This window comes from Streptococcus sp. ELY_86, assembly GCF_058314495.1.
Genome location: NZ_JBZFUK010000004.1, coordinates 59,044 through 71,952 on the forward strand (window position 1 = coordinate 59,044; position 12,909 = coordinate 71,952).

Consider the following 12,909-nt stretch of genomic DNA (forward strand, 5'->3'; position numbering starts at 1 on the left):
ACGGCAACAAAAAAGCCGGAGCTTTGTGCTGTGCCAACCGTCAGTTTGTTATCTGACTTTAAGGTACAGTACATGCTCCAGCTTATTACTTTTACAAAGCCGCACGCAAACGAGCTTCTGTATTTTCAACATTGCGGATAGCCCGCGGCAAGAAAGCGCGAATATCGTCTTCTTTGTAGCCGACCTGAAGACGTTTATCATCAATCAAAATAGGGCTTTTAAGAATTCGTGGATTTTCCTGAATCAAATCAATAACTTCGTTGAGGCTCAAATCATCAATATTACAGTTGAGAGCCTTGGCATAGCGATTTTTCGAGGACACAATACTTTCAATCCCATTTTCAGTTTTCGAAAGGATATTGAGAATTTCTTCCTTGGTCAGTATATCTTTTGCTAAGTTTTGTTCTTTATAAGGGAGTTTGTGAGCATTAAGCCATGTTTTTGCTTTCTTGCAACTTGTACAGCTTGAAATTGTATAAATTTTAATCATGTTTCAATCTCTCCTCTCTTTCCTTACAGGATAATACTATCTTAGCATAATTCATTAAATAAATAGTCGGTCTCTGGACCTATTTTTACTTAATCTTCCAATTCGATAGCATCATCAAGTTCAAGAACGAGATCTTGATCAGATTGATCGGTATTTTCTTCTTTAGAAGTCTGCTTTGAATCAGATTCACTGTCTTCAATTAAACCATACTGAACACGGACTTTATGATCAATTTCATCAAAAATGTCAGGATTATCGGCCAAGAATTTTTTGGCATTTTCTGAACCTTGACCAATCTTTTCGCCGTTATACGAATACCAGGCACCGGCCTTTTGAATAATGCCTAAATCACTGGCAATCTTGACCAGCTCACCCGTGCGGGAAATCCCTTCTCCGTACATAATTTCCACAAAGGCTTCCTTAAACGGCGGAGCAACCTTATTTTTGACAACCTTAATTTTGGTTTCCTTACCAATGTTGCTGTCTTTTTGATCGCCTGTTCCCTTAATCTGAGTATTGCCGCGAACATCCAGACGCACAGAGGCATAGAACTTCAGCGCACGCCCGCCGGGTGTTGTTTCAGGATTTCCAAACATCACTCCGACTTTTTCACGCAGCTGGTTGATAAAAATAGCAATAGTCTTTGTTTTATTGATTGATGCCGACAGTTTACGCATAGCCTGACTCATCATCCGTGCCTGAAGACCGACATGGCTGTCACCGATATCACCGTCAATTTCTGCACGCGGTACAAGAGCCGCAACCGAGTCAACAACGACTAAATCAACAGCACCTGAATCAATCAGCTGACCGGCAATTTCAAGGCCTTGCTCCCCTGAATCCGGCTGCGACAGCAAGAGTTCATCAATATTAACGCCCAAAGCTGCGGCATAGGCCGGATCCAAAGCGTGTTCTGCGTCAATAAAAGCAGCAATTCCGCCGTCTTTTTGCGCCTGAGCAACAGCATGAAGGGCTACTGTTGTTTTCCCTGATGATTCCGGACCGTAGATTTCAACAATACGTCCTTTAGGATAGCCGCCGGCACCCAGAGCAATATCAAGCGCCAGACTGCCTGAACTCATGACTTGAACTTTTTGTTCAGCTCGTTCGCCAAGGCGCATCACAGCACCTTTACCGAAGTCTTTTTCAATGTTTTTTAAGGCAGTATCAAGCGCTTTTTTACGCTCGTCTCCAAATTTTTTGGTAATTTCTTCTGTCTTTTTTGTTTTTTTTGCCAATCTTTTTTCTCCTATTTTTTAAAGTTCCAAGACCGTCATTTTATTATACTAAATTTTTATCAGATAATAAAGTTTGACGTACTAAATTAAAAGCATGTAAAACGGCAATATAACGCACATCCGAACGGCTGCGTCCGCCGATTGAAACTTTGCGTGACAGCGTTCCCTGGGCACTTGACAGGCCGATAAAGACTGTCCCGGCCGGCTGATTTTCCAACTGATCGGGACCGGCTACTCCGGTCAAGGAAACAGCCAGATCTGCTCCGGTCAGAAGCCGTGACTGCTCCGCCATTTTTTGAGCGGTAAAGTCACTGACAACACCGTGTTTTTTTAATTCTTCAATCGGAATATCCAGCATCTTAGCCTTTTCTTCAATACTGTAAGTCACAAAGCCGCCCTTAAAAATATCCGAAGCTCCTGCAAAATCTGCCAGTCTTGCTTGAAACAGCCCTGCAGTTAAACTTTCGGCTGCTGTAATTGTTTTTCCCTGCTCTTTAAGCAGTTCAAACACAGTCTGCGCCAATGAATTATCCTCTCCATAGCCGTAGAGATAGTCAGACAGACGGTCAATCGCTAAAATCTCTGTTTCCACCTGATCCAGCTTAACATCCGCTTCTTCTTGACTGTGAGCTTTTGTTGACAGCCGAATCGTTACTTCTCCAGTCTTGGCATAAGGAGCAATAGTAGGATCGGTCTGACTGTCAATCAGATCGTGCAGCAAGGTCACCAAGCGGCTCTCACCAATGCCGAAAAAACGCAGCACGCGCGAGTAGAGCTGCTCGGATGTCTCAGACAAATAAGGCAGGAGTTCCTGGTTAACCATGGGCTTCAATTCGCTAGGCGGTCCAGGCAGTACAATATAAGTCACTCCTTCAGCTTCTAAAATACCGCCTACAGCTAAGCCGGTCGCGTTAGGGAGCGGTCGGCTTCCTGCAACAATCTGTGCCTGACGTTCATTGTTGGGCGTACGTGCTGAGGCCGGACGAGAAGCAAAAAATTCATCCAGACGAACCTGAGCAGCCTTATCAAAAACCAGCTCTCTTCCTAAAAATTTTGCCAAGGTCTGCTTGGTCAAATCATCTTCAGTAGGTCCCAGACCGCCGCAGAGCACTACTAAATCACTGCGTCCTTTAGCGATGTTCAAAACCGACAAAAGCCGCTCTTCATTGTCACCTACGGCTGTCTGAAAATAAACATCAATGCCGGACTGCGCCAGTTTTTCCGATAAAAACTGCGCATTGGTATTGACAATCTGTCCCATCAAAATCTCTGTTCCTACAGCAATAATCTCAGCTTTCATATTGTTACCTACTTTATCTATTCGTAATATCGCTTTATTTTATCACAAAATAAGCTTAATTTCTCATTTTTGCTAAATTTGCTAAGGGCCAAACAGCAACCCAGCCTACTCTGCTTGTACCATTCTAAATCAGAAAGTCCTTTCTCTGACAATAAAAAAGACAAGGACTGCTGTCCCTGTTTTTCATGGTGATTTATTTGCTCTGCCTGTTGTCTGTTGTCGTTGACATCTGCAGATTTAGCAGACCGATCCTCGGCGTTAATCCTTTGCTTTATTGGGATTAAAATCGCAGTTTGCTTCATGGTCATTAATTAAACCGGCCGCCTGCAGATAGGAATAAATGCAGACAGGTCCGACAAATTTAAAGCCCTTCTTTTTTAAATCCTTCGAAAGTATCTCGGATAAAGCTGTCTTATTTGGTATTTCTCGGTAGTCTTCTACCTTATTATTAATGCTTCTGCCATGGACAAAGGACCAAAGATAGGCATCAAAACTGGAATACGCTTCTTGAATTTTTAAAAAGGCCAGCGCGTTGGCACGGGTAGAATAAATCTTGAGCTTATTGCGAATAATCTCAGGGTTGGCAAGCAGCCTATCCAGTTCTTGATCGGACATGCGAGCCACTTTTTGAACATCATAGTTATGAAAAGCTTTTTTGAAAGCGGTACGTTTATTGAGGACTGTCTCCCAGGACAGGCCTGCCTGATAGGTCTCTAGGCACAGTAATTCAAATAGTTTTTGATCATCATGGAGCGGTTGCCCCCATTCTTCATCGTGATAAGCAATATATAAAGGATTGTTTTCCTTAACCCAGCCGCAGCGCTGCATAATAACCTCCTGTAATGAAAACGGCAAAGCTCAGCCCTTATTTTATAAGCATTTTTAGAGATGACTTGATATAATTTTCTGCCGTATCAGTCGTTCCTTCAAAGAATGTCCGAATTTTTTTCAGTTCCTTAGCCTTATAACCCAGTGCCAAAAGAGCTTCCATAGCTTCTTCCAGGTCCTTGTTATCCTGAGCCGAAGATTTGCTCTTTGTGCCAGCTGCCGGCTGTTTGGCATCAGCAAACTTACCGGCCAGATCCAGAACCATTTGCTGGGCAGTTTTTTTCCCAATCTTTGGAAATTTCATTAAATAAGTCACATCGCTCTTATCAATAGCAGCTACCAAGCCGTCATTATCATCAGCTGCAATAATGGCAAGCGCTGACGTAGGCCCAATCCCTGAGACAGAGATGAGATTAAGAAAAACCGATTTTTCGTCCTCTGTATGGAAGCCATAAAGGAGCTGAGCGTCTTCGCGCACGACATGATGCAGGTAAATTCTCAGTTCCTGATTCATCTGTTCTGAAAAGCTGTAAGGGTTGGCAACGTTAATGATATAACCCAAACCGCCTGCTTCAACAACAATGTATTTTGCTGTGATTTTTGTCAATTTCCCTTTGATATAATCGAACATGTTTTTATTACCTCTCTTTAATCCCTATCAGTATAGCATAATTTATCAATTTTCAAAGGAGCTGCTACCTAAATAATCGTCCTTACAGAGCCAAATACCGTCGCCATCAGCAAAAAACCAAGAGGCAAAAGAAGCTGATAAAACTAATTAGAACTCTGCTTTGCCGGAATATCAAATGGATTATATTTCTTCCTTTGGGTCAGGTCATTTAGTACTTGCCCAATTCTCGCAGACTGGTATGATTTTCCTGAATCCGACGGAACATCTTTTCCATATCGGAGTTGGTAAAATTGACCAGAACCGGCCGGCCGTGCGGACAATTGTAGGGGTTCTTGCACTGTGACAGCTGATTCAAAAGGTCTCTGGCGGAATAGTCATCTAAGGCATGATTTGCCTTGATCGATCGTTTGCAGGACATCATAATGGCCAGCTCTGCACGATAATTTTTTACAGACACTTCATTTGTCAAGAGCAGCATGTCACACATTTCATAGACGGCAGATTCGATTTCTTTTTCCTGCAGCCAGATCGGGTGCTCTCGCAGAATGAAAGTGTTTTCTCCATAAGCTTCCAGATAGATGCCAACTTCATTGAGAATCGGCATCTTTTCCTGCAGAGTCATGAAATCATTGGCTGGAAATTCAAAAAGATAAGGCACCAAAAGCTGCTGTAAACTACTGTCAACCTGACCGATTTTTTCGCGGTAATACTCATATTTTACGCGCTCTTGTGCAGCGTGCTGATCAATAATGTAAAGACCGCCTTCCCCCTGAGCAAAGAGATAAGTTCCATGCATCTGACCGAAATAATCCAGCTCAGGAAAAGATGACACTTCTTCATTTTCCAAATTTTTAACAAGTTTACTGAACTGCCGCTTCTGACTCTTATCATTTAAAACAATGTCAGGATGGTCTTTGTTTTCTTGTCTGTCTGTCTGACGCTCGGCATATCTGACAGCACCGGGTGCTCTACTGTCAACAGATTGCTTTACAGCATTGTCAACTTCTGTAAACCCTGCTGATTGTTCTGCTACCGTTGTATCTTTACGGAAAAAATCATGCTTTTCTTTATCGTAATAAATGGTTGGCTGCTTTAAGGGTAAAGAAGTCTGCTCCCTTGTTTGACTGTGCCGGGTACTTGCCTTGGCAAGATTTTCCAGAGCATCAGGAATCAAGTCTTGCTCCCTGAGACTCTCAGCAATGGCTGAGCTGATAAGCTGCATCAGCTCTTTTTCTTTAGAAATGCGAACTTCCTGCTTAGTCGGGTGGACATTGACATCTGCTAGGTAAGGATCAATCTGAATATCAATAACCGCAATTGGAAAGCGCCCTACCATCAGCTTGGAACCATAACCATCTAAAATAGCCCGGTTAAGCAGAAAATTTTTGATATAGCGCCCATTGATAAGAATCGTGATATAGTTGCGGTTTGCCCGTGTCAGCTCCGGCAGGCTTATATAACCGGACACCTCAAAATCAAGATCAGCATTGGAAATCTCAATCATCTTTTTAGCCGTATTAAGGCCGTAAATACCTGCAATGGCCTGGCGTAAATCACCGCTTCCTGAAGTTCTTGTTAACTCACGGCCGTCATTGACTAAGGTAAAGGCAATCTCCGGGTGAGCCAGACTGAGACGGTTGATAACATCAATAATGTGAGCTAACTCAGCTTGCAGACTTTTCATGTATTTTAGCCGAGCCGGAGTATTGAAAAAAAGATCTTCAACGGTTATTTTGGTGCCGACCGGCGTACTGACCGCTTCTTCCTTTTCAATCTTGCCCCCGTTAGCAAGGAGAAAAGTTCCGTGATTTTCTGTCTCACTGGCGGTTTTAATACTCAAACGGCTGACAGAAGCAATAGAAGGAAGAGCCTCACCGCGAAAACCCAGTGTACGAATCCTGAAAAGATCCGCCTGATTCTTGATTTTACTGGTTGCATGGCGGTGCAGACTCATAGCTACATCAGCCTCTTCCATTCCTTGACCGTTATCTGTCACCTGAATCTTTTTGAGGCCTGATTCCTCAATTTCGATGGTGACCTGACCGGCGCCTGCATCGATGGCGTTTTCAACTAATTCTTTCACAACACTGGCCGGTCTTTCAATGACTTCACCGGCAGCGATCTGATTGGCTAATATTTCTGGTAATTCAATAATTTTTGACATAAGCTACCTCACTGGAATGTGTCTATTATAACATAAAACAAAAGAGCAATCTCATTTGAGATAGCTCCTTTATTACAGCATATCTTTTAAATCAAAAAGAGTGTTCATCGCTTCTCTTGGCGTTAAATTGGCAACATCCAGCTGCCTTAGTTTTTCCAGCAAATCTTTGTGATCATCAGTGATAGTAAAAAGCGACAGCTGTTCTTGGGCAGGCTGATCAGGGGTTTTATCATTTTTCAGATTAACCGAAACGGCAGCACTGGTGTTTTCCAAGTCTACCAGAATATGGTCTGCACGGTTCAATAAATCTTCAGGCAGGCCGGCAATTTTTGCGACATGAATCCCATAAGACTTATCTGCCGGACCGTCTGTTATTTTGTGCAAGAAAGTGACTTCCCCGTCCTTTTCCAGAGTTGCAACATGGACATTGACAAGGTGTGTCAATGTAGTTGACAGGTCTGTCAACTCATGATAGTGAGTCGCAAACATTGTCTTAGCACCAATCTCATCATGAATATATTCGATAATAGCCTGTGCCAGAGCCATCCCGTCATAGGTGGCTGTTCCGCGGCCCAGTTCATCAAAAAGAATCAGAGAATTTTCATTGGCAGCCTTGATGGCATGATTAGCTTCCATCATTTCGACCATGAAGGTTGACTGCCCAGAAATCAAATCATCCGCCGCACCGATGCGGGTAAAAATGGCATCAAAAATGGGCAGATCAGCTGAATTCGCTGCAACAAAAGAACCCATCTGAGCCATGATGACAGTCAGGGCAAGCTGGCGCATGTAGGTTGACTTACCGCTCATATTAGGCCCTGTAATCAGCTGGATACTGGTATCTTGATTGAGATGGATCGTATTAGGAATATATTCCTGAGCCCCCATGACTTTTTCAACCACCGCGTGGCGGCCGTTTTCAATAGTGATGATTCTATCATCATTAAAAAACGGACGAACATAATGATTATTTTCTGCCACCACTGCCAAACTTTGCAGGACATCAACCGTTGCCAGCGTCTTAGCCAGAGTTTGCAGGCGCTCAATATAGGATTCAACCCGAGCCCTAATCCGCATGAAAATATCATACTCTAAATTAGCTGATTCTTCCCGCGCTTCCAGCATTTCACCCTCAATTTTGGCTAACTCTGCTGTACCGAAACGCTCAGAATTTTTCAAGGTAGCTTTTCTAAAGAAGTGTTCAGGCACCAAAGAGAGATTTGAATTAGTGACATGGAAATAGTAACCGTCTTTTTTATTATAATCAATCTTCAAGGTGGAAATGCCGCTTGCTTGGCGCTCTTTGGCCTCGATATCTGCAATCCAGCTTGTTCCTTCCCTCATGACTTTACGGTATTTATCCAAGGTCTCATCAAAACCTTCGCGAATAATATTGCCTTCTGTAATCGTCATCTGCGCATTAGGATCAATAGCTGAGCGAATCAAGTTCTCCAGTTCTGGAAGAGGATCAATTTGATTGACTAAATCTTCCAGTGCAGGATTGGCAAAACTTTCTAAAATAGCCTTAATAACCGGAACTTGGGCCAAGGTCTGGCCCAGCTGTAAAAGATCCTTAGGATTTGCTTTTCCAAAAGAAACTCGGCTGGCCAAGCGCTCGATATCGTAAACGCCTTTCAGACTGTCGCTCAAATCACTGCGTTCAAAAAATTGATCAAGAAAAACCTGAATAATCTCCTGACGCTTGCTGATAAGCTTGCGGCTGACTAAAGGACGGTCAATCCAAGTCCGTAAAAGCCGGGTTCCCATCGCTGTTTTTGTCTCGTCCAAAAGCCAGTAGAGGCTGCCGTGTTTTTTACCGCTGCGAGCATTTTCCAAGAGATCCAAACTGGATTTCGTGGCGTAGGACATTTGCAAATAATCTTTAATCTCGTAGTGAACAAGCTTTTGTAAATGGCTCAGCTCTCGCTTTTGAGTTGTGTGCACATATTGCAAAAGCTTACCAGCTGCGGCAAGCTCCAGATCGGTTAACTGGCTGTCAAGCAGGTGCAGATCATCATAGACCGTCTTTTCAACAGACAAGAGAAGATTCATCTGCTTGCGGAAAATCTGCTCTGCTTCCTCATCAAGATCAAATCCCAAAACCAACTCACGCGCCTTGAGATTAAGCACTTCGCTTCTGACTGCGGTTAGATCTGCTAAGGTCGTCGCATAAAATTCTCCGGTTGATAAATCCATATAAGACAAAGCAAAACGGCTGCCATCCGTATCCAAAGCAACCAAGAAATTGTTGGCGCTGTCAGGTTTTCCGGAATCCACCAGTGTCCCCGGTGTAATAACCTGAACAACCTCACGTTTAACGACACCGACAGCTTTTTTGGGGTCTTCCATCTGCTCTGCAATAGCAACCTTGTAGCCAAGCTCAACCAAAGCATCAATGTACTGCTGAGCCGAATGGTAAGGAACACCTGCCATAGGAATAGGATTATCTGCATTCTTGTTGCGGCTGGTGAGGCTGATTTCTAAAATTCTGGCGGCCTTGACGGCATCATCATAAAAAAGTTCGTAAAAATCTCCCATACGGAAAAGCAAAAAAGCATCTGGATAATCTTCCTTAATATCCAAATACTGCTGCATTCCCGGAGAGAGCTTTTCCTTAGTCATTTCCTAACTCCTCATTTATCCTGTCTTCCAGCGCCTTTGTAACATATTGTAAGAGATCACTGGCATCCTGCATTTTAGCTCGATAATCTTGGACAATCGGAAGGCCGTCTAAATCTTTTCCCAGTTTCTGCGCCTGCTGGTCTGCCTTTTTTTGAGCTTTCAACTTTTCAATTTTCTGAAAGAGCACAGCATCTTGCTGGTAGGCCTTCATTTCATGGGCCAAATGGCTGAGCTCAGGCAGCGACTTAATCTTTTTTTCGGCAGCCTGATAAGCTAGGACACTGTCGTGTTTTCGCAGCAAGGCAATCAAAGCTTCAAGGGCTTTTTCAAATGAGCTCATAGGCTTGACAGAATATCGCTTTCTAAACGGCTGGCAGTATCTACGTCTTTGCAGATAACTAAAAGAGTATCTGCACCGGCAATGGTTCCCAGAATTTCAGATTTTTTGTTGCCATCAATCAAATTGGCCAAAACATCTGCCTCACCCAGATTCGTATGCAGAACCAGCATAAAACCGGCACGGGCAACGCTTAAAACATAGCTCAAAATCAAAGGATCAAAGTAAGAAGAATCTCCTTCTGAAAGGGTATAGTAAAGCCGTCCTGATTCATCCCGCAGTTTTAGCAGACCAATCTCCCGCAGATCGCGCGAAAGAGTCGCCTGTGTTACTGAAATGCCCTCTTTTTGAAGATGGGCTTTAATTTCTTCCTGAGTGCCGATATGATTAGCCTGAATGATACGCTTTATCTGCTGCTGACGGTCTTTTTTATTCATTAGTTTCCTCAATTATCTGATTATCTCTAAAATTATATCAAAAATTGGAGCTTTTTTCATCCTTTGATTGTTAAAAGCAGCTGACAGGAAAGATTGTAGATTTTTTGCAATTTTCAGCAAAAGCATGGTAATTTATGTTAAAATAAAATGATTACTTTTGAGGAGACAGAAATGGATAACAAACAATTAGTTGCAGAAGAACTGGCTAAAGTCATTAGTGATTTAGATACTGACAGCATTTCAGATCTGCTGGAAAAGCCTAAAAAATCCGATATGGGCGACTTGGCTTTCCCTGCATTCAGTCTGGCTAAAACCATGCGCAAAGCACCGCAAATGATTGCCGCTTCACTGGCTGAACAGATTGACGCCGATCATTTTGAAAAAGTCGAAGCTGTAGGTCCTTACGTCAACTTTTTTCTTAACAAAGCAGAAATTTCAGCACAGGTCCTGAAAGATGTTATCGACCAAGGCAGCAGCTATGCTCAAAAAACAATCGGGCAGGGCCGCTCAATTGCCATAGACCTCTCAAGCCCAAATATCGCAAAACCATTTTCAGTTGGGCACCTGCGCTCAACTGTTATCGGGGATGCTCTGTCCAACATTTTTCAAAAACTGGGCTATAAAACCATCAAAATCAACCATCTGGGTGACTGGGGCAAGCAATTTGGCCTGCTGATTGCAGCCTATAAAAAATGGGGAAACGAGGAGGCTGTCAGAGCTCATCCTATTGACGAGCTTTTAAAACTTTACGTCCGCATTAACGCTGAGGCCGAAAAGCAGCCGGAAATTGATGAAGAAGCCCGCGAATGGTTCCGCAAGTTAGAAAATGGCGACAAAGAAGCGCTGTCTCTCTGGCAATGGTTCCGTGATGAAAGCCTGATTGAATTCAACCGGCTTTACACAGAACTAAACGTTAGCTTTGACAGCTACAACGGTGAAGCATTCTATAACGATAAAATGGATGAAATTGTTGAGCTCCTGACCGAAAAAGGCCTTTTAGAAGAATCTGACGGAGCTCAGGTTGTCAATCTTGAAAAATACGGCATTGAGCACCCTGCCCTCATCAAAAAATCGGACGGGGCTACGCTTTATATTACCCGTGATTTGGCTGCCGCTCTCTACCGCAAACGTGAATATGATTTTGCCAAATCCCTCTATGTTGTCGGACAGGAACAAGCAGCCCACTTTAAGCAGTTAAAGGCTGTTCTTACGGAGATGGGATTTGCTTGGGGGCAAGACATCGAGCATGTCTCTTTTGGACTGGTAACTAAAAACGGAAAAAAACTCTCAACCCGCAAGGGCAATGTTATCCTCTTAGAGCCGACTATTGCTGAGGCTGTCAAGCGTTCTCTGGCACAAATTGATGCTAAAAATCCCGATTTGGCCAACAAGGAAGACGTCGCCCACGCTGTCGGAGTCGGAGCCATTAAATTTTACGATTTGAAAACAGACCGCAATAACGGCTATGACTTTGATCTTGAAGCCATGGTTTCCTTTGAAGGCGAAACCGGGCCTTATGTCCAGTATGCCCATGCCCGCATTCAGTCCATTCTTAGAAAAGCTAACTTCCAGCCTGATGTAAAGGCCGTTTACAGTTTAAATGATGCTGAGAGCTGGGAGATTATCAAACTCATCCAAGCCTTCCCGGACATGATTGTCAAGGCAGCAGATCACTTCGATCCTTCTGTTATTGCTAAATTCGCCATCAACTTGGCACAGAGTTTCAATAAATTCTATGCCCATACCCGCATTCTTGATGACGGTCCAGAACGCAGCAGCCGCTTGGCACTCAGCTATGCGACAGCAACGGTTCTCAAAGAAGCCCTGCGTCTGCTCGGTGTAGAAGCTCCGGATGAAATGTAAAAAAGATAAGCAAAAAGCTGAGATCAACAAGAATCTCAGCTTTTTATTAATTCAATATGAAAATTTTCTTTGACAATTTCCAAGTTTAAAAACAGCCTATCTGTAAGCCTTTCTGCGCTCACGCCTGCTGATAACGAAATCCGGACTGACAACCTCTTCCACATTTAAAATAGAGATAAAAGCATCCGGATCCACTTCTTCCATGATTTCTTTGAGAGCCCTGACATCCGAAGGATTTAAGGCAACGTAAAGGACGTTTTTCTCTTTCCCGGAATAGCCCCCCTGACCCTTCAGGTAAGTGACTCCGCGGTTAAGGTCTTGGAGAATGGCCTCAGCTGCTTCCTCATGCTTGTCTGTAATAATCAAGACCCCGCGAACAGAATAACCGCCATTCTGAATTAAAATGACAACCTGACTGAACATGAAGCTGGCGATAAGCGCGTACATCATCTGAGGGATGGATACATAGGTCAAAGACAGCAGCATAACAAAAATATCAAACCCCAGCAGGGCCTGACCCAGCTGGATCCCGTACTTATCTTCTATGATGCGGGCAATAATATCAGAGCCGCCGGTTGTTTCGCCATAACGAAAGACAATCCCGCTGCCAATACCTGAACAGATGCCGGCTACCAGCGCAACAACTAAATAGTCATGCTGTAAATCAATATAAAGCGGAATTCTCTGAAAAGCATAGACAAACAGGTACATCACACTTGTGCCGTATATCGTATACAGCATTGCTCTGCGCCCAAACATATGGACACCAAGAAGCAACAAAAGCAAGTTCATCAGATAACCTTATAGGTCGGGTCAATCCTCAAAAGCGCATGAAAAACCAGTGTTAGCCCTGTAATGCCGCCTTCAGCAATATGGTTGGCCATGTTAAAATTGACAAAACCAAAGGCATAAATGGCTGCTCCTATCGCAATAAAAATAAAATTCCTCAAATGCAGCGTATAATCTATTTTCATCGAAGCTCCTTAAATCACAAAATAA

The 12,909-nt window shown here is 43.4% G+C and carries 10 protein-coding genes and 1 pseudogene; 1 reads left to right on the plus strand and 10 read right to left on the minus strand.

The features are described 5' to 3' along the window. Positions 1–91: 91 nt before the first annotated feature. The 9 genes from spx to argR all read right to left on the minus strand — a co-directional run bounded on the left by spx (position 92) and on the right by argR (position 10,047). Positions 92–490 carry a transcriptional regulator Spx gene (gene spx, locus AC4HAN_RS06975; protein WP_491091866.1) on the minus strand — a complete coding sequence of 133 codons (399 nt, stop codon included), beginning with the start codon at positions 488–490 and terminating at the stop codon, positions 92–94. Between the two features lie 89 nt (positions 491–579). After that, positions 580–1,728, minus strand: a complete 1,149-nt coding sequence (gene recA / locus AC4HAN_RS06980; protein WP_491091867.1) for a recombinase RecA — start codon at positions 1,726–1,728, stop codon at positions 580–582. Positions 1,729–1,771: 43 nt separating this feature from the next. Further along, on the minus strand, positions 1,772–3,028 hold the full coding sequence (locus tag AC4HAN_RS06985) for a competence/damage-inducible protein A (RefSeq protein ID WP_491091868.1): 1,257 nt from the start codon (positions 3,026–3,028) through the stop codon (positions 1,772–1,774). Positions 3,029–3,286: 258 nt separating this feature from the next. Next, the gene (locus tag AC4HAN_RS06990) at positions 3,287–3,856 is read right to left on the minus strand and encodes a DNA-3-methyladenine glycosylase I (RefSeq protein WP_491091869.1); all 570 of its coding nucleotides are present in this window, start codon (positions 3,854–3,856) and stop codon (positions 3,287–3,289) included. Positions 3,857–3,893: 37 nt separating this feature from the next. Further along, entirely contained in the window at positions 3,894–4,487 is a 594-nt protein-coding gene (gene ruvA, locus AC4HAN_RS06995) for a Holliday junction branch migration protein RuvA (protein WP_491091870.1), read from the minus strand. A gap of 208 nt (positions 4,488–4,695) precedes the next feature. Continuing rightward, the gene (mutL, locus tag AC4HAN_RS07000; RefSeq protein ID WP_491091871.1) at positions 4,696–6,651 is read right to left on the minus strand and encodes a DNA mismatch repair endonuclease MutL; all 1,956 of its coding nucleotides are present in this window, start codon (positions 6,649–6,651) and stop codon (positions 4,696–4,698) included. 72 nt (positions 6,652–6,723) lie between these two features. After that, positions 6,724–9,273, minus strand: coding sequence for a DNA mismatch repair protein MutS (gene mutS / locus AC4HAN_RS07005; RefSeq protein WP_491091872.1), 2,550 nt, complete (start codon positions 9,271–9,273; stop codon positions 6,724–6,726). Next, a complete protein-coding gene (locus tag AC4HAN_RS07010; protein WP_491091873.1) occupies positions 9,266–9,613 on the minus strand; it encodes a YlbF family regulator in 348 nt (115 codons plus the stop codon). The genes mutS and AC4HAN_RS07010 overlap by 8 nt, the downstream gene beginning before the upstream one ends. Continuing rightward, positions 9,610–10,047 (minus strand): arginine repressor, encoded by a 438-nt coding sequence (gene argR / locus AC4HAN_RS07015; RefSeq protein WP_491091874.1) that lies wholly within the window; start codon positions 10,045–10,047, stop codon positions 9,610–9,612. Before argR ends, AC4HAN_RS07010 begins: the two co-directional genes overlap by 4 nt. Positions 10,048–10,218: 171 nt before the next feature. On the opposite strand from argR, the gene argS reads away from it, so the two are divergent. Further along, a complete protein-coding gene (gene argS, locus AC4HAN_RS07020) occupies positions 10,219–11,910 on the plus strand; it encodes an arginine--tRNA ligase (RefSeq protein WP_491091875.1) in 1,692 nt (563 codons plus the stop codon). A gap of 96 nt (positions 11,911–12,006) precedes the next feature. On the opposite strand, the pseudogene AC4HAN_RS07025 reads toward argS, so the two are convergent. Then, positions 12,007–12,884, minus strand: a pseudogene (locus tag AC4HAN_RS07025) (YitT family protein). Positions 12,885–12,909: the final 25 nt, after the last annotated feature.

Bases quoted from the DNA above. Each gene is read 5' to 3' on its own strand.
- spx (WP_491091866.1), bottom strand. From the start codon at position 490: ATGATTAAAATTTATACAATTTCAAGCTGTACAAGTTGCAAGAAAGCA.
- AC4HAN_RS06985 (WP_491091868.1), bottom strand. From the start codon at position 3,028: ATGAAAGCTGAGATTATTGCTGTAGGAACAGAGATTTTGATGGGACAG.
- AC4HAN_RS06990 (WP_491091869.1), bottom strand. From the start codon at position 3,856: ATGCAGCGCTGCGGCTGGGTTAAGGAAAACAATCCTTTATATATTGCT.
- ruvA (WP_491091870.1), bottom strand. From the start codon at position 4,487: ATGTTCGATTATATCAAAGGGAAATTGACAAAAATCACAGCAAAATAC.
- mutL (WP_491091871.1), bottom strand. From the start codon at position 6,651: ATGTCAAAAATTATTGAATTACCAGAAATATTAGCCAATCAGATCGCT.
- mutS (WP_491091872.1), bottom strand. From the start codon at position 9,273: ATGACTAAGGAAAAGCTCTCTCCGGGAATGCAGCAGTATTTGGATATT.
- AC4HAN_RS07010 (WP_491091873.1), bottom strand. From the start codon at position 9,613: ATGAGCTCATTTGAAAAAGCCCTTGAAGCTTTGATTGCCTTGCTGCGA.
- argR (WP_491091874.1), bottom strand. From the start codon at position 10,047: ATGAATAAAAAAGACCGTCAGCAGCAGATAAAGCGTATCATTCAGGCT.
- argS (WP_491091875.1), top strand. From the start codon at position 10,219: ATGGATAACAAACAATTAGTTGCAGAAGAACTGGCTAAAGTCATTAGT.